Annotated in this window: 18 protein-coding genes; 9 read left to right on the top strand and 9 right to left on the bottom strand. The window is 56.8% G+C overall.

The features are described 5' to 3' along the window. Positions 1-35: 35 nt before the first annotated feature. The 5 genes from HLUCCO03_RS19125 to HLUCCO03_RS19105 all read left to right on the top strand — a co-directional run bounded on the left by HLUCCO03_RS19125 (position 36) and on the right by HLUCCO03_RS19105 (position 7,025). On the top strand, positions 36-1,499 hold the full coding sequence (locus tag HLUCCO03_RS19125; RefSeq protein ID WP_027830435.1) for an ATPase domain-containing protein: 1,464 nt from the start codon (positions 36-38) through the stop codon (positions 1,497-1,499). After that, positions 1,492-3,816, top strand: a complete 2,325-nt coding sequence (locus tag HLUCCO03_RS19120) for an EAL domain-containing protein (protein WP_155939854.1) — start codon at positions 1,492-1,494, stop codon at positions 3,814-3,816. The genes HLUCCO03_RS19125 and HLUCCO03_RS19120 overlap by 8 nt, the downstream gene beginning before the upstream one ends. Before the next feature lie 195 nt (positions 3,817-4,011). Beyond that, positions 4,012-4,416: a helix-turn-helix transcriptional regulator gene (locus HLUCCO03_RS19115; protein ID WP_081813476.1), complete on the top strand. Its 405-nt coding sequence runs from the start codon at positions 4,012-4,014 to the stop codon at positions 4,414-4,416. Between the two features lie 105 nt (positions 4,417-4,521). Next, positions 4,522-5,097: a hypothetical protein gene (locus HLUCCO03_RS19110; protein ID WP_051603741.1), complete on the top strand. Its 576-nt coding sequence runs from the start codon at positions 4,522-4,524 to the stop codon at positions 5,095-5,097. 248 nt (positions 5,098-5,345) lie between these two features. Continuing rightward, a complete protein-coding gene (locus tag HLUCCO03_RS19105; protein ID WP_081813475.1) occupies positions 5,346-7,025 on the top strand; it encodes an EAL domain-containing protein in 1,680 nt (559 codons plus the stop codon). Positions 7,026-7,160: 135 nt separating this feature from the next. On the opposite strand, the gene HLUCCO03_RS19100 is transcribed toward HLUCCO03_RS19105, so the two are convergent. The 3 genes from HLUCCO03_RS19100 to HLUCCO03_RS19090 form a co-directional block, all read right to left on the bottom strand. Further along, the gene (locus tag HLUCCO03_RS19100) at positions 7,161-8,543 is read right to left on the bottom strand and encodes a sodium-dependent transporter (RefSeq protein ID WP_027830431.1); all 1,383 of its coding nucleotides are present in this window, start codon (positions 8,541-8,543) and stop codon (positions 7,161-7,163) included. A gap of 155 nt (positions 8,544-8,698) precedes the next feature. After that, the gene (locus tag HLUCCO03_RS19095; RefSeq protein WP_027830430.1) at positions 8,699-10,276 is read right to left on the bottom strand and encodes a PAS domain-containing methyl-accepting chemotaxis protein; all 1,578 of its coding nucleotides are present in this window, start codon (positions 10,274-10,276) and stop codon (positions 8,699-8,701) included. Between the two features lie 147 nt (positions 10,277-10,423). Beyond that, positions 10,424-11,296: a DMT family transporter gene (locus HLUCCO03_RS19090; RefSeq protein WP_027830429.1), complete on the bottom strand. Its 873-nt coding sequence runs from the start codon at positions 11,294-11,296 to the stop codon at positions 10,424-10,426. Positions 11,297-11,465: 169 nt separating this feature from the next. Here HLUCCO03_RS19090 and HLUCCO03_RS19085 point away from each other — a divergent pair, with 169 nt between their 5' ends. Next, positions 11,466-12,857: an MATE family efflux transporter gene (locus HLUCCO03_RS19085; protein WP_027830428.1), complete on the top strand. Its 1,392-nt coding sequence runs from the start codon at positions 11,466-11,468 to the stop codon at positions 12,855-12,857. Between the two features lie 5 nt (positions 12,858-12,862). On the opposite strand, the gene HLUCCO03_RS19080 is transcribed toward HLUCCO03_RS19085, so the two are convergent. Further along, positions 12,863-13,873: a GGDEF domain-containing protein gene (locus HLUCCO03_RS19080; RefSeq protein ID WP_027830427.1), complete on the bottom strand. Its 1,011-nt coding sequence runs from the start codon at positions 13,871-13,873 to the stop codon at positions 12,863-12,865. A 250-nt stretch (positions 13,874-14,123) separates the two neighbouring features. Between HLUCCO03_RS19080 and HLUCCO03_RS19075 the strand changes: the two genes are divergently transcribed. After that, positions 14,124-15,245, top strand: coding sequence for an HD domain-containing phosphohydrolase (locus HLUCCO03_RS19075; protein ID WP_027830426.1), 1,122 nt, complete (start codon positions 14,124-14,126; stop codon positions 15,243-15,245). Between the two features lie 10 nt (positions 15,246-15,255). Here the strand turns inward: HLUCCO03_RS19075 and fghA are convergent, their stop codons facing one another. Then, complete coding sequence (gene fghA, locus HLUCCO03_RS19070; RefSeq protein ID WP_027830425.1) at positions 15,256-16,101, bottom strand: S-formylglutathione hydrolase; 846 nt, start codon at positions 16,099-16,101, stop codon at positions 15,256-15,258. 39 nt (positions 16,102-16,140) lie between these two features. Then, positions 16,141-16,560 carry a CBS domain-containing protein gene (locus tag HLUCCO03_RS19065; protein ID WP_027830424.1) on the bottom strand — a complete coding sequence of 140 codons (420 nt, stop codon included), beginning with the start codon at positions 16,558-16,560 and terminating at the stop codon, positions 16,141-16,143. Between the two features lie 233 nt (positions 16,561-16,793). Between HLUCCO03_RS19065 and HLUCCO03_RS19060 the strand changes: the two genes are divergently transcribed. Beyond that, complete coding sequence (locus HLUCCO03_RS19060; RefSeq protein WP_027830423.1) at positions 16,794-18,152, top strand: sodium:alanine symporter family protein; 1,359 nt, start codon at positions 16,794-16,796, stop codon at positions 18,150-18,152. 140 nt (positions 18,153-18,292) lie between these two features. After that, positions 18,293-18,946, top strand: coding sequence for a peroxiredoxin (locus HLUCCO03_RS19055; RefSeq protein ID WP_027830422.1), 654 nt, complete (start codon positions 18,293-18,295; stop codon positions 18,944-18,946). An 83-nt stretch (positions 18,947-19,029) separates the two neighbouring features. Here HLUCCO03_RS19055 and HLUCCO03_RS19050 read toward each other — a convergent pair whose 3' ends face one another. From HLUCCO03_RS19050 to HLUCCO03_RS19040, 3 genes are all read right to left on the bottom strand, one after another. Then, positions 19,030-19,812 (bottom strand): MetQ/NlpA family ABC transporter substrate-binding protein, encoded by a 783-nt coding sequence (locus tag HLUCCO03_RS19050; protein ID WP_027830421.1) that lies wholly within the window; start codon positions 19,810-19,812, stop codon positions 19,030-19,032. A 180-nt stretch (positions 19,813-19,992) separates the two neighbouring features. Next, positions 19,993-20,670, bottom strand: coding sequence for a methionine ABC transporter permease (locus HLUCCO03_RS19045; protein ID WP_027830420.1), 678 nt, complete (start codon positions 20,668-20,670; stop codon positions 19,993-19,995). Continuing rightward, a complete protein-coding gene (locus HLUCCO03_RS19040) occupies positions 20,670-21,677 on the bottom strand; it encodes a methionine ABC transporter ATP-binding protein (RefSeq protein ID WP_027830419.1) in 1,008 nt (335 codons plus the stop codon). The genes HLUCCO03_RS19045 and HLUCCO03_RS19040 overlap by 1 nt, the downstream gene beginning before the upstream one ends. Between the last annotated feature and the right edge of the window lie 92 nt (positions 21,678-21,769).

Raw genomic sequence — 21,769 nt, 5'->3', positions numbered from 1 at the left:
CTGACAATGTTTCTAAGGACACAAGAGTAAAGCCTATGAATAATCCCGAGAGTGACAGGCTCACCAGCGGTATAGCCGGCCTCGACCGGGTTCTGAGCGGCGGTCTGTTGCAACAGCGTAGCTACATCGTACGCGGCGGTCCCGGATCGGGCAAAACCACCCTCGGCCTCCACTTTCTGACTGCAGACCCGGGCACCCGGAGCCTGTTTGTCAGCATGGGTGAGGATGAACAGCAATTGCGCGTGGATGCCGCCCGGCAGGGTTTCAGTCTCGATACCGTGAGCATTGTCGATTATTCTCCCTCAGGCGCAGCCATGGATGATGTTGAGCCATACACCATTATGGCGCCTGAGGATGTTGAGAATCCGGAGCTGCCAAAGCGGATTCGTGAGGTCTTCGAGGCTGTTCGCCCTGCGCGGATCTTCATCGATTCACTGACGTACCTGCAGTATTTTTCACCGGATGCATTTCAATACCGGAAGCAGGTAATCACCCTGCTTCGCTTCCTGACCAGCCAGGGCGCTACGGTAATTTGTGCCGCCGAAGATGCAAATTCAGGCGCAAACAGTGAGGAACTGGGATTTCTTGCCGACGGGATCATCGAACTGGATCAGAAAGATGACACTCGCTCGCTCGAGGTAACCAAGTTCCGAGGCTCGGGCTTTGCGCCCGGCCAACACAGTATCCGCCTTGGCCATGGCGGCATGCGCTGCTTCCCCCGGCTGGAACCAGGCAACCATGGCATTGAGTTTGATAAGGTGGACATGCCCTTCGGCATTCCCGAGCTGGACAGGCAACTCAAGGGAGGGCTCAGTCGCGGCACCGTCACCATCATTTCCGGCCCCACCGGCGTAGGCAAAACCTCCCTTGGCATTCAGTTCATGAAAAATGCCTGTCAGGAGGGAAAACGAACCGTTGTTTTTACCTTTGAGGAACTCACCAGCTCCCTGGTTTCGCGAGCCGAAGGAATCAGTATACCGCTTTTAACCCATATCAAATCAGGGGCCTTTGCGATCGAGGCGATTGAACCTCTGTACTATTCCGCAGATGAATTTGCTGCGCGGGTCCGGGAGGAGGTCGAGGAACGCGGCACTCGCATTATCATGATCGACAGTCTGGCGGGCTATAAGCTCTCGATCGGCGGTGACAACGTCACCCGAAGGCTGCATGCCTTATGCCGCTACCTGGTCAATATGGGAGTCACCGTACTTCTGCTCAACGAAGTTGAAGCGGTAACCGGGGGCCAGGTGAGAACAACGGAAATGGGGGTAAGCTACCTTGCGGACACCATAATCCTGCTCCGTTATATGGAAACAGCCGGTGAAATCCGTAAAAGCATTGGTGTACTCAAAAAGCGCACCGGTGACTTCGAGAAAGGCCTGCGAGAATTCGATATTACGCCAGACGGCATCAGGGTTGGTGATGAACTAAAGGGACTTAAAGGCATTCTTCGCGGTGAACCAGAACCCGCAACCAACTTTGAGGACGTCCGTGATTAACCCACCGACCCTGACACCTGAACCCGAATTGCTGACGAAACACCCGGTTATTGCCGTCATGTTGAGTAAGACTGCCGATTACCGGGTGCTGAGCCGCTCTATTGGTCACTCATGTGTTGCGCCTGATCCCGCCACCATTGACGATTGCGATTTTGATCTGTGCATTATTGATCTAAAAACACTTCTTCGCTTTGAGACCGGCATCCGGAAACTCCGGGCACGGGCCGCTCCGGCACTGAAACCGGTTTTACTGGCGGCTTCGGAAGCCGAGCTGGCAAGAGCCAATGGTTATCTCGGCGATCTGGCGGAAGACGTTATCCGTACGCCGATTCGGGGCGTTGAACTCACGGCAAGAATTCACAACCTGTTGCGATTAAGCAGGATCTCGGAATTCCAGAAACTGGAGACAAAAAGCACCCAGTCCGCATTGAAAGGCACAACCCGCGCCCTGCGGGCATTCAGTGCCTGCAATGAACGCGTCATTCATGCTCTCAGTGAGCGGGAAATGCTGTCTGGCATCTGTGACAGCCTTGTGAAAGACGGGGGTTATGCCCTGGCGTGTGTTGGCCAGGCGAAAGCCTACCGCAACGGGCGGGTAAAGCTTCTGGCGAAAGCTGGTGGGTTCGGCCACTGTATCAAGGCCCTTGAGTCGGGTCTTTGTACAAAAGGGACAGACCAGGACCCTGTTGCGCTGTCTCTTCGGTCCGGCAGATGCCAGCAATCAGCCATTGCGGAAGACTCTAGGGATCTCTCCGTGGTGGATAACTCAGCAACCGCACAACCATTGCGGACGGTCATTGTCTTCCCTCTTGCCATCCGCGGCACGGAACCGGAAACCTATCTCGCCATTTACTCTGCGGAAGACAAACACTTCGATGATGCTGAACTCAGGTTACTGCAGCGCATGGCAGACAACATCGTGCATGGCATCCGTGCCCTGCGCGAGAAATCCCGCCGGCGCAGGAGTGAAAAAAGGGTCCGTAACATGGCCTACCGGGACACCCTGACGGGCCTTGCCAATCGGTCAGCAGCTCTGGAGGCTCTTGACAGGCACCTGCGCCATACCGGTCCTTTTCCACCAGCTGCCGGACTGCTGTATATGGATCTTGATGGTTTCAAGCTCATCAATGATGCGCTGGGCCACGACGCCGGAGACGAAGTTTTGATCCAGGTAGCCCAACGCCTGCAGCTTGCAGTTCGGGAGTCTGATCTGGTTGCCCGGCAAGGGGGTGATGAGTTCATTATTCTCGCTCCCTACGATGCGCAGGACTGCCTGTCGACGGTGGATTCGCCAGAATTGATACACGTGATGTCAACCATTGCCGAACGCATCCTGGAGGCGTTGGAGCAGCCCTTTGTGGTGAGGGGGCGGGAATACCATCTTGGCGCCAGCATCGGCATCAGCCTTTGCCCGGGCCACGCCTGCGACGCCTCGGCTCTGCTGACCAGAGCGGACAGCGCGATGTATCAAGCGAAAAACGTTGGCGGTAACAGCTATCGGTTTTTCTCCTGTGAACTGTCAAGAAAACAACAGCACCGACTGGATATGGAGAACAGGCTCTACACCGCTGTCGAAGCCCAGGAATTCAAGCTGGCATTCCAGCCGCTGATTGATCTGACAACCAGTCGCACCGTCGGGGTTGAGGCTCTGATCCGGTGGCCCCAGCGCGATGGGAGCTGCATTTCGCCGGCAGAGTTCATTCCCATTGCAGAAGAAACGGGCCTTATAGTTCGCATTGGAAGTTGGGTGATGGAAGAGGCCCTGACAACGCTTCGACGGTGGCGCTCGGAAGGACACACTCAGCTGCAGATGGCAGTTAACCTGGCCATTGGCCAGTTATGGCAGCCCGGGCTGGTTCAGGAAGTCGTCAGCTTACTTGAACGATTCAATATTCCGCCGTCCGCCCTCAAGGTTGAGCTGACTGAAAGTTCCCTGATGAGTGACGTCCCACGGATGGAAGGGATTGTGCAGGAACTCCGTCAGGCAGCTATTGACGTCGCCATTGATGATTTTGGTACCGGGTACTCGTCCCTGTCACGACTGAGGGCACTTCCCATTACCATGCTGAAAATTGACAGAAGTTTTCTGGTTGGCACCCCGGATAATCAGAGCGCGGTCAAGATGGTCAACAGCATACGGCAGATGGCAGAAAGCCTCGGCATCCAGGCGCTCGCCGAAGGCATCGAAACCGAAGAACAGTGGCGGATGCTGCAGGCCCTCGGGTGCCCATTCGGACAGGGTTTCTATTTTGCCAGACCGATGTCAGAAACTGATCTTCTGGAGCGACTGAGGGCCGAGGGCAAAGAGCTGAACTGAAACAACTCGATTGCGATCATAACACCTCTTTTTGGTGCTTGTGTGAAACCTGTTTATACGGCTATATCGTATAATCAACAGGTCCTGATTTTTATGCCAACAATGCTAATTCGATTATCAAATATGTAATTATTACAACTTTGTATAAATCATTTTTTGCCTGTAATATCATTGTCTTAACCGAAGAGATAAGTCATGAATTTAGGCCAGGCATTAAAACAATTGCGGAAAAAGCAGGGGCTGACCCTCGCCGAACTGGCGGAACAGACGCACTCCCATGTTGGCAATCTTTCCCGAATCGAGAGGGGCCTCGCAAGACCGAGCCTTGACCTGTTATATCGCCTTGCCGGGGCCCTGGGGTTCTCCATAACGGACATCTTTTCAGTTGCCGAGAACCGCCAGTTAAACGCCAGGCAGGTTGCTCTCAATGCCGTCTTTATTTCCCTGCTTGAACAAGACCAGCAATTGCTGCTCGATTTCGCTGAACTGCTTACGAAACGCGCATCACACCCCCTCGACTCAGTCAGCGTCGGTACGGACGCTCTGCCAGCAAGCGGAGAAAGTCCTCAACGCGATACAGATTCCGAAATCGATTCCTGACGGTCAATAGCCAAGCGTCTTGAGGCCTGATCAAAAGGGAGCTACTTTTTCAGTGTCGCCGATCAAGAGGATTGGTAAAAACCATCAAGGAGAGGACCTGTGAAAATGATCCGCACACTGAACCCTGTCTTCGTGTTCTGCTTTGTCGTTTTCTCATACGCTGCCCACGCAGAAAGCCTGACGGACGACACCATCCGGTCGTTCATCAGCAGCCTGGAAGAGCTCCAGACCATGGAGGATGAATTTTCTGAACTCACCGAAGACCTGTCCGCGGAAGAAGACGCCACTGAGATGCCGGACATGTCGCGTATCTTTTCGTCCTCCGTTGAACAGATGAAAGGCCACGACATGTATAACGAAATAGAAGATGTGGTGCGGCAACACGGCTTCTCCGGTGCTGAGCAATGGGCAAAAACCGGTGACCGGATTTTCCACGCCTGGAGCGCGCTTGAAATGGGCGAGCAGTCCGGAGAAGTGAATCAGGAAATGGCAAAAGCCATGGAGGAGATCGACAACAACCCCAACATGAGCGAAGCCCAGAAGCAGCAAATGCGGGAAATGATGGGGGGTGCCATGTCGGCTTTCGAGCAGGCGGCCAATGCGCCGGAAGCGGACAAGCAAGCCGTCCGGCCCCATGTGGATGCTCTTCGCTCCGTAACAGATGCAAACCCTGGCCGCTAACACCAAAGGATTGAAGGCAATTACAGGCCACATAAAATGCAGGAGGCTTTTCACAACCTTTTACATATGAACCGGTTTTTCGGCCTACAATGACATTGACTCCAGTCCAGCACCAGCGGTCGAGCGGTTTGCAACAAGCGTTGGTGCCGCCAGACCGCCGCCACATTTACATTCGATCCAATGCCCACTGTTAAGAGTAAGTCCACTACATACAAAGCCTGCACGCTTGGCTGATTCGAGGCGGTTGCATGGATAGAGACAGTAATAGCTACCTTCCTACCTTCGAGGAAATATGGCACTCGCCGAAATGGTTTTATTTGGCGAGATTTTCAAGACCATTTGCCGGGTGCCTGGTAGTTATCGCATTTCTGGCAGCGGGAACCTGGGTTGTATACTTCACCGGCGGCACAGGCTACGCATTCCCCTACCTGTTCCTGCTACCGGTACTGTTATCCGCCGTATGGTTCGGATTACCCGGAGCCATACTCGGCGCGATCGCGGGAGGACTTCTTCTCGGCCCGTGGATGCCCCAGGACGTCTCAACCAGCGTCTATCAGTCAACGGAAAACTGGCTCGTACGAATGGCCTTTTTCCTTCTTATCGGCATTTTTTCAGCCGGACTTTTCCATAGCCTTCGGCAGGCCAATCAACGCCACATGCAGGCCCTTGAAGTTGACAAGAAAACCGGCCTTGGCACACAGGCGGCGCTGATCCGGGACCTTGATCGATTACTCCGGAAAGCTGACCAGCAACGCCCTCCGCCCTCAGCGATACTTCTGGTCCGCATGCAGGACCTCTGGGAAATTCTTCAGGCATTGGGGGCCGATTCAGCCGAACAGGTAGTAAGAGACATAGCCCGGCGAGTCGGCCAGAATATCGAAGTGCCCCATCAGATCTACCGATTCAGTAAATCGGAACTGGCAATTGTTTGCTCTGCGGCGACCCAGGAGGAAGTAGGTTCGATTTTCGACATTGTTCAAAAGACAGGTGAAGAGGAATCCATAGTCAACGACATTCCATTGCGCGTTCAGATTGTCGCTGGCAGTTACATTATTCAGGAAAATGATCGCAATGCGGAAATCGTTATAAATCGTGCAAGAACCGGCCTGTCCGTCGCGATCGAGAATAACGCTCCCTACCGGGGCTATGACCCGATGTTCGATCAAAAAACGGCAGAGCGGGTTCAACTCATAGCGCGGGTCCGAGATGGGCTGGCCAACCATGAGTTTCAGCTATTCTACCAGCCCAAGATATGTCTTCGTAGCGGCCAGCACGTTGGCTCGGAAGCCCTGCTGCGCTGGTTTAATCAGGACGGCCGAATGGTTATGCCTGGCCTCTTCATGCCAAAGGTTGAAAGCACAACGCTTATAGACCCGGTGACTCGATTTGTTATCGCAAGAGCCTGTGAAGATATCAAAGCGCACAACCTGATGTCGGTCAGTATCAATTTCGCGATCAATAATTTGATGAATCCGTCTTTGATCAATGACCTTGGGCGAACCGTCAGGTCTTATGGCGTCAATCCAGCCTCTCTGGAAATAGAGATTACGGAAGGCGCACTCATTCAGGATCCGGTGCAGGCCAATGTCGCGGTCGGGAGACTGCGGGACCAGGGTTTCAAGGTCAGTCTGGACGATTTCGGCACCGGGTATTCCTCGTTTCAATACCTGACCCACCTGCCACTGTCGGGGCTTAAGATCGACCGGGCTTTTGTCGAAAACCTGGAAGTCAGTGCCGATGTCCGCACAATCATGGATTCCATGATCGCCATGGCCCTGGCATTAAAACTCGAGGTTACCGTTGAGGGTATCGAGACCGAGGAACAACATAAGATTGTGGCCGACCTGGGAGCAGACCTGGCCCAGGGCTTTCACTACTCCAGACCCATGCCATTGCCCGAATATATACAATGGGCCAAAGGCCGCTGAAACATTTCTTGCCAGGACAATTCGGTGAAGCAAGTGCTCCAACCCGAACGGTTGGACGGATAATGCAAAAGGCCCGGCGCACTTTATGGCCGGGCCTTTTCTGTTTTCCGGTTGATCAACCGGGCTCCGCACTCTCTACGCCATCAGGTTGTAAACAAACACCACAGCCACCGCAACCGGAGTCACAAAGCGAACCAGGTTGTACCACAGGGTAAAGGTGCCATCCTGCAGTGCCAGATTGCTCTGCAGCGACTCTTTCGCCACGCACCAGCCTACAAACACGGCGGTCAACAGGCCAGACAGCGGCAGCATCACGTTGGCGGTGAAGAAGTCGAGCAGGTCGAAGATGGTATTGCCTTCAAAGCGTTCGAACATGCCCAGCGGCGCAAAGCCGGACCACTCGTTCAGCGACAGGATTGAAACGATACCCAGCAACCAGCAGGCACCACCTACGACAACGGTGCTACCCACACGACCAAGGATCAGCTTGTCCTCAAGCCACTCAACCACCGGCTCCAGAAGGGAGATCGCAGAAGTCCAGGCGGCAAACAGCAACAGCACAAAGAACAGTGCACCAAACACACTACCCATGGGCATCTGGCCAAAGGCCAGCGGCAATGTCTGGAAAATCAGGCCCGGGCCGGCACCCGCTTCAAGGCCGTTGGCAAACACCACCGGAAAAATGGCCAGGCCGGCCATCAGTGCCACCACGGTATCCAGGATGGATACCGTCACTGCGGTACGCCCGATGGACACGTTATCACTAAGATAGGAGCCATAGGCCATCATGATGGCCATACCCAGGCTCAGAGTGAAAAACGCATGGCCCAGGGCAACCAGCACGCCCTTTACCGTCAGGGCGCCAAAATCCGGCGTGAACAGGAAAGCGACAGCCTCGCCGAAATGACCGGTTGTGGTCGCGTAACCAACGGCAACCAGCAGCAGCACGAACAGCGCTGGCATCAGGATGGTTACCGCACGCTCCAGGCCGGATTTCAGGCCGCGGGCCACCACGAAGATCACCAGGGCCATAAAGATACTGTGCCAGATCAGCAGCGTAACCGGGCTGGCCAACAGGCCGCCGAACAGCTCGCCAATGGCATCGGAGCTCTGGCCGGTGAAATCCCCCATGGCGGCATGGCCCACGTAGGAGGCAGCCCAGCCACCAATCACCGAATAGAATGACAGGATAATGAAGGCGGCCAGTACGCCCACGATGGCGGAGATTCGCCATGCAGGGGAGGCCAGATTGCGCTCGGCTACCAGGCGGAAACTGGTGATCGGGTTATGCCGGCCACTGCGGCCAATAAACACTTCCGCCATCATGATGGGAATACCAACGATGGCGATACAGAGCAGGTAAACCAGCACGAAGGCGCCGCCCCCGTTCTCGCCGGTCACATAGGGGAACTTCCAGATATTACCCAGGCCGACAGCGGAACCGGTCGCGGCCAGGATAAAGGCCATCCGGGAAGACCACAGACCACGATGGGCCGGGTTCGATTTGGAAACAGTCATGGTTTCATCCTGTGCTTTTGGCTGATGAATCGATTTCAAGGGGTATGCTGAAGGGTAGCTTCAGCTTTTGGGGCGGGATTTTGCCAGCAGTGGGCAAAGGATGCCAGTCAGCAGCGGCACCGGCACGAACGGAAAACCGGTGCTGCCGTTGTTAACTACCCGTTTTTGCTGACAAAGCGGGAAACCAGGTCTTTCAGGCCACGGGACATTAGGCTCAGGTGATCACTGCTGTCCCGGGCGGATTCCGCCTTCTGTGTGCTGTGGTCCGCCAGCTCGGCAATGTTGACGATCTGCTGGTTGATCTCCTCGGACACCTGGCCTTGCTCCTCGAAGGCGGCCGACATACTGATAAAGCTGTCGGAAATATCCTGAATCGAAGACACAATTTCCTGCAGCGATGTCTCCGCTTCACGCACCTTGTTCAGCCCCTTGTCAGCATCCCGCCCGCCCTCTCGGGTAGCCTGAACGGCCTCATCCACCTGGCTGCGGAAATCATCGATAACGTTCTGGATCCGTACCGTGGAATCCCGGGTGCGGCGGGCAAGTGATCGCACTTCGTCAGCGACCACGGCGAAGCCGCGCCCTTGCTCGCCTGCGCGAGCTGCTTCAATAGCCGCGTTCAGTGCCAGCAGGTTGGTCTGTTCGGCAATATCCGAGATAAGGCTGGCCGCTTCGCCGATGCTCTCGGTTGAGGCTCCAAGCTTTTCAATTGCCGAGCCAATCCCGTTCACCCGGGTGACCAGCTGTTCAATCGCGGTCAGCGCTTCGCCACTGCGCTTGCTGCCGGTGGCCGCCGTCCGGTTGGCGTCATCCGCCACCCGGGCATTGGCGCTAACGGATTCCGCTACCTCCTGAATGGACGCGGTCATCTCGTTCACTGCGGAAGCCGTCTGGTCCGTTTCTGCCCGCTGGTTGGCAATAGCCCTGGCGCCCTCTTCGATATAGCCCTGGCTTGCCTGTGCCTGCTCGTAGAGCAGCTCTGCCTGGTCATCAATACGGGCCAGGGCTGTGCGAATCCTGGCCTTTTCGCTCATCATCACCATGCCCAGTTGCGCAAACAGGCCACTCTCGTCGCTGTAGGTCCTGGCCACAACCGCATCCCGGAAGGCGTCCGGGCGCAGATCCAGCAGCCTCTGCAGCCGCCCCGTCACCGATTTCAGAACCAGTCCCGCCGCCAGCACATGGGCCACCACGATCACGCCCGCGGCCAGCCAGGTGTTACCGAGCGTGGCCAGCGCCACCAGGCTGAGAATCAGGGAAAGAACAAAGGGCCACCCTGAGCGCAGCACTGAAACAAGCCGGCTCTGCAAACCCACTGAACCCTGGCCAGCAGACAGTCTGGTATACAGTTTTTCCGCGCGCGCCACCTGTTCACGCGTCGGGGCTACCCGCACAGACTCGTAACCGGTCATCTTCCCGTTTTCAAGAACAGGTGTGACGTAGGCACTTACCCAGTAGTGGTCTCCGGACTTTGCCCGGTTCTTGACCACACCCATCCAGGGTTTGCCAGATTTCAGGTACTCCCACATGCCCTGAAACACTACCGGCGGCATATCCGGATGACGGATGACATTATGGGGCTGCCCGATCAGCTCCTCTCTGGAAAAGCCACTGATAGCCACAAATTCGTCGTTGCAATAGGTGATCACGCCCCGGGTGTCAGTGGTGGTGATAAGTCGCCCACCATCGCGCATTTTTACTTCACGCTGGGTTACCGGCAGATTGTTACGCATAGACAGACCTTCTGGCTCGGGGCTTTAGATGGGAAAACTGGAGCGCAATCATAACTCCGGACAAACATCCATGACATTTATCAAAGGTTACCCTGCGTGTAGGTGTGTAACGACGGAAGCCCGGTAAACCTTAGTCAGTGGAAACCCCTATGTCGTGACGGCAAGCCTTGCCCGGGGATGAAAACGGGCATTCACCCAGAGGGAGAGGGCGATGACACCGCCGCCAATGCACAACCGCAGCAGGTCTGCATCCCGGTTCCAGATCAGCAGGTTCACGATCAGCCCCGCCGGTACCAGGGCATTGTTCATGATCGCCAGTGTACCGGCATCCACATGACATCCACCCCGGTTCCACAGGAACAGCCCGACACCGGATGCCGCCAGGCCCAGCCAGGCAAGAATGCCCCATTGCAGGGAAGTGGTTGGCAGGCGGCTGGCATCACCGAATATCAGGAATGAGGGCAGAGCGATGATCAGCGCACCGAAAAAGAAATACCCGAAGGTACGGTAGGCCGGCACCTCTGTCGGGAAGCGCATCATGGTGTGCTTGTACCCCACCTGGCCCGCTGCGAAGGTGAAATTGGCCACCTGGAGCAACAGGAAACCGGTGATAAAGCCCTGGCTGAGACCGTCATAACGGATAATGCCCGCGCCCAGGGTCGCGATGGCTGCCGCAACCAGGGCAACCGGAGAGAAACGCCGGTAAAGCGCATCGTCAATCAGGGTGACATACAGGGGCGTGAAAATGGTGAACAGCAGCACTTCCGGTACCGTCAGGTAACTGAACGAGCGATACAGGCACAGATAGGTGATACCAAACTGCAGCATGCCGGTGACCAGCACCCCCAGCTTCAATCCACCAGGTACACCGCGCCAACGTGTCAGCGGCAGAAACACCAGGGCGGCAAGCACCACCCGGGTCAACACCGCAAAATCGCTGTCCACCCGACCGGCGAGGAATTCGCCGATCAGGCTGAATGAAAACGCCCACAGAATGGTTACGAAAACCAGAAGCCCCATAACACTGCTACCTGAAATTGATAATGAGATTGACCGGAGCGGCACTTTACTCCGTATTTCCTGGCCAGGTACAGCCGCCACGGAAACACCCTATGCCACCTGATGCCGGGAATAGGGTACCATCCCGGCTTTCTGTTCCGTTTCATTTTCAGTCCAGGCATGCCATTCCATGGATGAAGTCCACCAGCCGTTACCCGAAGTCCGCCAGCCACTGGTTCAAAGAACACTGACCGAATGGCGCACGCTGGCGATTCTCGGCGGCCCGATTCTGATTGCCCAGGTGGCACAGATGGCCAACGGGGTGATCGATACCGTGATGGCCGGCCACGCCAGTGCCGAGGATCTGGCCGCTGTGGGTATCGGCAGTAGCCTGTGGATGCCGGTTTTCCTGTTTTTCATGGGGTTACTGGGGGCTCTTCAGCCAATCATTTCCGGCTACAACGGTGCCCGTACCACTGAAAAGATCATGCCCGCCACCTGGCAGGGGTTGTACATAGCCGCCGGTGGCTCTGTGATCATGATCCTGCTGCTCACCAATGTGCATCCGGTGCTTGATGCCCTGAAGCTGGAGACCAATACCGCGCGCATTACCCAGGGCTACCTGGATGCCTTTGCCTGGGGCATTCCCGCCATGCTGCTGATGATGGCTCTGCGCGGCCTGACAGACGGGCTGGGGCATACCCGGGTCATCATGGCATTTTCGGTACTGGGCACCATGATCAACCTGCCCCTGAACTATATATTCATATACGGCAAGCTGGGGTTACCCGCCATGGGCGGAATTGGCTGCGGCTGGGCCACGTCCATCTCCAACGGCGTGGCCGCCATTGCCCTGCTTGTCTACCTTAACCGCAGCGCCGTCTACCGCCGGTTTCACCTGCTGGCAGACTGGGCCAGGCCAGACGCCGAAGGCATTCGCTATATCCTTCGCCTGGGCATTCCCATCGGCTTTACCATCTTTGTGGAAGCCAGCATGTTCTCGGTGATAGCACTGTTCCTGGCGCCCCTGGGGCCGGTTATTGTCGCTGGCCATCAGATTGCCCTGAACGTGGTCTCCCTGCTGTTCATGCTGCCACTGAGCATTGGCATGGCGCTTACCCTGCGGGTCAGCTTCCTTGTCGGGGCCAGGGCGCCGGACACAGCCAGGCTCATTGCCCGCAGCTCACTGATCCTGGCCGCGGCCGTGGCTCTGGTGTTTGCATTGATGTTGTTTGTCTTTGCCAACGGCATTGCCGCGCTCTACACCAGTGACCTGGATGTCAGGGCTGTGACCGTCACGCTGCTGGTGTACGCCGCTTTTTTCCAGATTGCCGATGTCATCCAGGTAACCTGCATCAGTGCCCTGCGTGGCTACAAGGACACCAGCATTCCCATGTTCATCATGCTGTTTTCGTTCTGGGGCCTGGGTTTGCCCCTGGGGTGGGCACTGACCTTTACCGACTGGCTGCTACCCGCGATGGGGGCGGCGGGCTTCTGGGTTGGCCTTACATGCGGGCTGGTTTCCGCCAGCATTCTGCTGGGGTTACGGCTGTTCCTGTTCGCACCGGAACCGGAGAATTAAGACCGTCAGGCCGACTCTGCCGCAGGCTCTTGGGCATCCGAATCGTCGGCATAAACGATCTGGTCCCGGCCGTTGGCCTTGGCTTTATACAGCGCCTCATCGGCCCGGGCCAGCCAGGCGTCCGGGCTCTCGCCGGATTTCAGCAGTGCCACACCAAAGGAGGCGGTAACCTTTCCCCCCGGGTGTCGAAGGAACCTGTGCATGATGTGCTGCAGATTGTGCATCACTGCCCGAAGGCCAGTCTCATCCACGCCGCTCATCAACAATACGAACTCCTCGCCACCGAACCGGAACAACTGATCGGATCTACGGATATTCTGTTCAATCAGCGCCACCATTTCCGTGAGTACGTCATCCCCCACGCTGTGGCCGTGCTCATCGTTGATTTTCTTGAAGTGGTCAAGATCCAGCAGCACAAGACCGTAGGAGATGCCGGTTCTGGCTGCGCTGGCTACCGCCATTGCCAGCTCTTCGTCCATGGAGCGGCGGTTCTTGACGCCAGTGAGGGGATCAATCGTAGCCAGATGTTCCAGGCGTTCACGCTGGTTTTCATTGCGGTGGGCGAAAGCGTAGGCGCAGCAACTGACCACCACCGCCGTGGCCGCGAACGACCACATCTGAACCGTGGAACTGAAGGCGACACCATGCACCATCAGCGCAATGACAGCGGCAAGATTGATGAAAATGGCGTAGCGGGGTTCGGTCAGAAAAAAGCTGGTCACCAGGCAGGGGTACAACCAGAACAGGCCTGGCTCACCCACCACGGCACCCACCGTTACCGCGCCGCCACAGGCAACCACAGCCATGAAGAATCCGCTGCGGGCCGTATCCCCGGTCACCCACGCATACACCATGCCCGCTGTGATAGAGAGCATGATGGTCAGGTCCACCACACCGGCCAGCACATTGCCCTGCATGAATCGCATTACCGCGAACGGGCTGATGCCCAGAATGGCGCTGATGGCCAGCAGGGTAATGATGGATAGCCTGAAGTCAGTTTTCAGACGATAAAGCATAGTATTCACCGGTTCAGAGAACGCCTCGGGTATGTGTCAAAACCAACGCCAACCTTCAAACCCCGACTAACGTCTTATAAGCAACCTATCATAGCCCAGGATCTGACCACTGAACGTACACTCAACAAGATTTAACAAACGTGCAGTGAAATTCTGCGTCACAGGACACACAATCGGCTCTTTCTGGAGTTGAACATGGATTCAGGGTTAGACTTAAGCATCATTACTACAATCAGCAGGAAGCGACAGAGTGCCGAATCTTGTCCGTATCGCACCCGGCGCATTGACCATTGGAAAGCCCTTACCCTGGACGGTCTACGACGCCGATGGCAACGTGCTATTGCGCCAGGGCTACGTCATCCAGAACGACACCCAGCTTGAGCAGCTGTTCGAACGTGGCCTGTTTCAGCCCCGCAAGATCGAGCGCCCGCAGGACGAAATACTCGAGGATACCCGGGTTCGTAATCCGTTTGCAGAATACCCGGTGTTGCTGCAGACCCTGGAGTCCACCCTGAATGCCATTACCCGGCGTGACGAGAGTGCGCTTAAAAGAGTACTGGGTCTGTCTCGAATGATTGACCAGATGTGTGAGGAGTCGCCGGAAGCAAGCCTGGCGCTGGTGCATCTCTATTCCATCGAGCCTACCATTCACGAACAGATACTGTTCTACGCCATCCTTTGCCAGTTTACCGCCCGCCGCTTTGGCCTCGATGACAAGCGTACGGCAGTGCTGGTATCGGCTGCACTGACGGCCAACCTGGCCCTGGTGCCGGTTGCCGACAAGCTCAATGCCTCCAACCGCCTGCTGACCGACGAACAGCGCGCGGTCATTCGCAAGCACCCGGAGCGGAGCATCCAGGCCCTGAAGGATGCCGGTATCACTAGTCCGCTATTGATGAAAATCATCGCCCAGCATCACGAGCAGGCAGACGGATCGGGGTATCCCCATGGGCTCAGTGGCACTGACATCCGCGGAGAGGCTGAGATCCTGGCACTGGGAGAACGCTATATCGCCATGATTACCCGCCGGGCCTACCGTGACCGGATGAATGTCGTTGAGGCACGCAAGCTCATCAATACCCTGGCAGACGGGAAGTTTCGTCCGGCCATTCCCCGGGCACTGCTGGCGGTGCTTACCGAATACCCACCGGGAACACTGGTCAGGCTGGCCAACAACGAGGTCGCGGTGATCGTAAGACGCCCCCACCGGCACCGGGGGCCGTTTGCGAAGGCGATCATCGGCCCGAAGGGCAATCGTTACAGCGGCTCGCTCGAGCGGGACTGCAGCCTGCTGGATTTCAACATCAGGGCTGTGGAGCAACCGGAAGTGATGCCCTCCATGGACTTCGGGCTGCTCTGGGGATTTCGCTAGGCCAGGGCCGTTATCTCAGCCCGAGAGCCTGGGCATGATGCTCCAGGTGGTCGTCGATAAACGAGGCGATAAAGAAGTAGCTATGATCATAGCCCCGGTGCATCCGCAAATTGATGTGGTGATGCATCTTCTCGCAGGCATCGGCCAGCGCATCCGGGTTGAGCTGGCTGTCGAGAAACTCGTCCGAGGTGCCCTGATCCACCAGCAGGGGTAGCCGTTCTTTTGCGGTGGGGATGAGCAGCGTGGCGTCCCACTCTTCCCATGCTTTCGGGTCGTCGCCCAGATAGCCACTGAACGCTTTCTGGCCCCAGGGACATTCGCTGGGATTGGCGATGGGCGCAAAGGCCGAGACCGACCTGTACCGGCCCGGGTTCTTCAATGCCGCAATCAGGGCCCCATGCCCCCCCATGGAATGACCGCTGATACTGCGGTCCTCCGTCACCGGCAAATGCCCCTCCACCAGCTGCGGCAATTCCTTGACCACGTAATCGTACATCCGGTAATGGGGTGCCCAGGGCTGGCGGGTGGCGTTTATATAAAACCCCGCACCACTGCCAAAGTCATAACTGTCATGTTCGCCGGGCAGGTTCAGCCCCCGGGGGCTGGTATCCGGGCATACGAGGGCCATGCCGAGCCGTGCCGCTTTCTTCTGGGCACCGGCTTTCTGCATGAAGTTCTGGTCGGTGCAGGTCAGCCCCGACAACCAGTAGAGCACCGGCACCGGGCGTGCGTTACTGCCAAGGGCAGCAGGTGGCAGATAGACGGCGAATTCCATGTCGCAGTCCAGCGCTGCCGAGTGGTGCCGGTAGCGACGATGTTCACCGTCAAAGCAGACGTTGGTGGAGAGCAGTTCCATGGTCACCTCTGGGCCTGGGGGAATTTCACAGTCCGCGGACTATGCGAATTTGGGAACCTCTATGCCATAACCGGCCTGCGCCAGCCGGGCAAGAATGGCCGTTCGGGTTACAATGCCGATAAGACGATCATGATCGACCACCGGATAGACCTTCGGCTTGCCGGCACCCAGATTCTGGGCCAGATCCACCACGGCCATTTCAGCCGAAATGGTCACCGGATTGCGGAACATCACATCATCCACCGTGGGATCACCTTCACGGTGATAATTGCTCACCAGCAGGGCGTGAATGCAGTCCTGTTCAGAGATGAAACCAATAACCCTGCGATGATCGTCGACCACCGGCAACCCCGTAACGTGGTTGTGGAGCAGCGTTTTAACCACTTTGGTTAAAGGCGTGCCACAACGGATGGGCTCGATGTGGTTCCACATTACATCAGACACTTTCAATGATTCCATTGGCAGGCTCCCTGACCAGTAACATTCCGGATACTTCCTCCTATAAACATAGGCAATGGGGGCGAAAACTTGAAGTATAAACCCCCTAATAACAGATTCTGGGCAGCGGATATTTACAGATTGAAATAAGTGTCTAAACTCAATCAGTTATACCCTTACGGGAAGTTTAAACCGCTTCGCCGCCACTCCGGTGCGGAGTATTTCAGCCATGGCAGTCATACAGGGAGATCCCAATGGAAGCCGTCGAGTCGTTCATTGGCAGTATAAACGGACTGGTATGGGGCCCACCCATGCTGGTAATGATTCTTGGTGTAGGCCTTTTTCTGAGCATTGGCCTGAAACTGATGCCGGTACTGAAACTTGGTGCCGGTTTCCGCTTGATGTGGAAGGGCCGCACCGGCCCCGAATCAGAGGGCGAGATACCCCCCTACCAGGCGCTGATGACGGCGCTGTCTGCAACGATAGGTACCGGTAACATCGCCGGTGTCGCAACCGCCGTTTTTCTGGGTGGGCCCGGTGCGCTGTTCTGGATGTGGCTGACGGCCCTGGTGGGCATGGCCACCAAATACTCGGAGGCGGTGCTGGCCGTGCGTTTCCGCGAAGTGGATGAGCGCGGTGCCCACGTGGGCGGGCCCATGTACTACATCCGCAACGGTCTCGGAAAAAAATGGGCCTGGCTGGGCGTGCTGTTTGCGATTTTTGCTTCAGTAGCAGCGTTCGGTATTGGCAACACGGTCCAGGCCAACTCCGTGGCCGATGTGCTGGAGAGTAACTTCAACCTGCCGCACTGGGTAACCGGCCTGATCCTGATGATACTGGTAGGACTGGTCCTTGTTGGTGGCATCAAGCGCATCGGCCACGTCGCCAGTGCCCTGGTACCCTTCATGGCCATCGCCTATGTGCTGGTCGGCCTGATCGCTCTGGCCATCAACGCCAACGAACTTCCTTCTGCCCTCGCCATGGTGTTCACCCATGCCTTCAGCCCGGTCGCTGCAGAGGGTGGTTTCGCAGGTGCCGCTGTATGGGCCGCCATTCGCTTTGGTGTCGCCCGGGGTATTTTCTCCAACGAGGCCGGGCTGGGTTCCGCCCCCATCGCCCACGCCGCGGCACAGACCAAAAACCCGGTTAACCAGGGTATGGTTGCCATGCTGGGTACCTTTATCGATACCATTATCGTGTGCAGTATCACTGGCCTGGTGATCATCAGTTCCGGTGCCTGGACATCCGGTGAAACCGGCGCAGCGCTCACCTCGCTGGCCTTTGAATCAGGCCTCCCCGGTCTGGGCAACTATGTTGTCGCCATTGCTCTGGCGATATTTGCCTTTACCACCATTATCGGCTGGTCGTTCTACGGGGAGCGCTGTATCGAGTTCCTGTTCGGTGTGAAGGCCATCGTGCCCTATCGTGTGGTCTGGATTCTGGCCATTCCGGTCGGTGCCACCATCAACCTTGGCCTGATCTGGCTGATCGCAGACACCCTCAATGCCATGATGGCACTGCCCAACCTGGTGGCGCTGCTGTTGCTCAGCCCCGTTGTGTTCAAGCTGACCCGGGAGCATTTCGAGAAGGAACGCTCCGTTGGCGTAAACTGATGCAACCCCGGTGACGGATGATCTGGATCAACCACCCTTGGTTTTTCCCTCATCCGTCACCATCATCTTTTGTATAGACTGACTGTTTGCACCGGCGTTTTGTCCGGCCGGAAACTGGTAATACCAAAGGAGGAAGCACCATGAGTTTACGTCTGGGTGATACCGCACCTGATTTCGAGCAGGACTCCAGCGAAGGCCCGATCCGTTTCCATGAGTGGCTGGGGGACAGCTGGGGGGTCTTGTTCTCGCACCCGGCAGACTTCACCCCTGTCTGCACTACTGAACTGGGGCTTACGGCCAAGCTGAAAGATGAATTCGCCAAGCGTAACGTCAAGGCTATCGCCCTGAGTGTCGACCCGGTGGACTCCCACAGGGAATGGATCAAGGACATTAACGAAACCCAGGGCTGCTCGGTAAACTTTCCGATCATTGCCGATGAAGACCGCAAGGTGTCCGAGTTGTACGACATGATTCACCCGAGCGCCGACAGCAGTCTCACGGTTCGCTCACTGTTCGTGATCGACCCGAACAAGAAGATCCGGCTGACCATCACCTATCCGGCCAGCACCGGCCGCAACTTCAATGAAGTGCTGCGGGTTATCGATTCACTGCAGATGACCGACGAACACAAGGTTGCCACACCAGGCAACTGGGAAGCCGGCGGTGACGTGGTCATCGTGCCTTCGCTGCAGGATGAAGAGGAAATAAAAGAACGCTTCCCGAAAGGCTACAAGGCGGTCAAATCCTACCTGAGGATGACGCCGGACCCACGCTCCAACTGGAGTGGCGAGTGATTTCTCCGGACTGAAAGCAACATGAAATGCAAAGAGGGCAGGTTAAACCTGCCCTCTTTCGTTGATGCCGGTTTTCATTTGTATCAGAACGCCGGAACGACAGCGCCCTCGTACTCTTCCATGATGAATTCCTTTACGTCGTCAGACGTCAGAGCTTCTGCCAGCTTCTGCATGGCATCGCTGTCCTTGTTGTCCGGACGGGAAACCAGGATGTTGACGTAAGGCGACTCGGAACCCTCGATAACCAGCGCATCCTCTGACGGATTCAGGCCAGCTTCCAGGGCATAATTCGTGTTGATCATCGCCAGGTCCACCTGGTCGAGTACACGTGGAAGGGTGGCAGCTTCCAGTTCCTTGAAGTCCAGATCCTTCGGGTTGTCTGCAATATCACGGGGTGTTGCGGTAATCTTGCTGTCGTCTTTCAATGTGATCAACCCGGCTTCCTGCAGCAGCAACAGCGCGCGGCCGCCGTTGGTCGGGTCGTTGGGGATGGCCACGGTAGCGCCATCTTCCAGCTCGTCCAGGGAGTCGATCTTGCTGGAGTAGGCACCGAAGGGTTCAATGTGAACGCCGATGACGCTCACCAGGTCGGTACCACGGCCATCGTTGAACTCGTCCAGGTACGGCTGGTGCTGGAAGAAGTTGGCATCCATCCGCTCCTGATCCACCTGTACATTGGGCTGGACATAATCTGTGAACACTTTAATCTCCAGCTCCACGCCCTGCTCAGCCAGTTTTGGCTTAACAAATTCCAGGATCTCTGCATGAGGCACCGGAGTGGCCGCAATAGACAGCTCTTCGGCCGATACGGCGCCAGAGAAAGTCGCTACGGCAGCCAGTCCTACTAGTGTTTTCTTGAGGTTCATAGATCTTTTCTCCTGTTGGATACTTCAAACAATAGATTCAGTCTGGGAGTACGGCACTCGGTTGGAATCACCTTCCGAAAAACGCCCGTAAATACGTCCCTGTAGGGCTCGGTCGCGCCATCCCTGGCGCTCCACGTTTTCGGAAGGTGATTCCAACCGAATGCCTATGCAGAACTGTAATTATTTCCGACTGAAATACAGTACGAGGCGATCGCCGGCCATTTGCAATAGTTGAACGAAAATAACCAACAACGCCACGGTAATAACCATCACATCGGTCTGGAACCGTTGATAGCCGAAGCGAATAGCGAGGTCACCCAAACCACCGCCGCCGACAACGCCAGACATGGCAGCGTAGGAAACCAGTGTAATCGCCGTTACCGTGATACCGGCGATGATACCCGGCAACGCCTCCGGCAGCAGGGCACCGAAAACAATCTGCTTGACCGTCGCGCCCATGGCCTGGGTGGCTTCAATGATGCCCCGGTCGACCTCCCTGAGCGACGTCTCCACCAACCGGGCAAAGAACGGGGCTCCACCGGCCACCAGCGGCGGTATCGCGCCGGCAACGCCAAGCGAGGTGCCGATCAGCATCACCGTGAACGGGATCATCACAATCAGCAGGATGATAAACGGCACCGAGCGCAACACGTTGACGACGAACGACAGCACCGCATAAGCCGCCCGCTGCTCCAGCAGTTGGCGTTTGCCAAACAGGAACAGCATTACGCCCAGCGGCAGGCCGATGAGGACGCTGAACAGCAGGGACATGCCTACCATTACCAGGGTATCCCAGCTGGCCCAGCCGATTTCGGTCCAGTCCACGTTGGTCAGCAGAGTCTCCATCAGGGCTTCCATCAGCGCACCACCTCCACATGGACATCCGCGGCTTCCAGCGCCTGCATGGCAACATCAAGGTCGCCACCCACCAGCGACAGGGTCAGCTGGCCATAGGGGGTGTCCTTGATGTGGTCGATGCGGCCGGAGAGGATACTGAAGTCCACACCCGACTCCCGTGCGACGCTGCCCAGCAACGGTGTGTAGGTGGATTCGCCACGGAAGGTCAGGCGCAGGATGCGGCCTTGCGCATGCTGCAGGTCCTGCTGCATTTCCTCGCGGTCGATGTTTTCGCTCTCGAAGACAAAATCCCGGGTGGTGGGATGTTTGGGGTGCAGGAAGACGTCGCTGACCGGCCCCATTTCCACTACCTCGCCGGCGTCCATCACCGCGACCCGGTCACAGACACGGCGCACCACGTCCATTTCGTGGGTGATCAGCACGATGGTCAGACCCAGCTCGCGGTTGATGTCTGCCAGCAACTTCAGCACAGACTGTGTGGTTTGCGGATCCAGTGCACTGGTGGCTTCGTCGCACAGCAGGATCGTGGGGCGGCAGGCGAGGGCGCGGGCAATGCCTACCCTTTGTTTCTGGCCCCCGGACAGTTGCGTGGGGTATTTGTTGGCCTGATCGGCCAGGCCGACCCGCTTCAGCAACTCGTCCACCCGGTCGCGGATCTCGGTGCGGGAGTAGATGCCCGCCAGCTTCATCGGAAAAGCGATATTGTCCGCCACGGTTTTGGAAGACAGCAGATTGAAGTGCTGGAATATCATGCCCACCTTGCGGCGGAAGGCTCGCAGTTCGGTGGCGGTGTAATCGGTGATGTTTTCGTCATCGATCAGGATACGGCCACCGGTGGGCGGTTCCAGCAGGTTGATCAGGCGCACGAGGGTGGATTTACCCGCGCCGGAATGGCCGACAATGCCGAATACCTCGCCGGTGTCGATGGTCATGCTGGTGGGGTGCAGTGCGGGGATCGCCCGCCCACCTACCTGGTAGGACTTCTGTACCTGGTCAAATACAATCACGATTGAGCCCTGTCAGCGCCTTGTGGGTGCAGTATAAAGCGCGCAATTATAAACCAATCCGCCTTCAAACCCGAATCCAGGGCCTTGGTATA

The sequence above is a fragment of the Marinobacter sp. HL-58 genome, assembly GCF_001314605.1.
Lineage (GTDB): Bacteria > Pseudomonadota > Gammaproteobacteria > Pseudomonadales > Oleiphilaceae > Marinobacter.
Note: the sequence above shows the minus strand (reverse complement) of the source record. Positions and strands in the feature narration are given on the sequence as shown.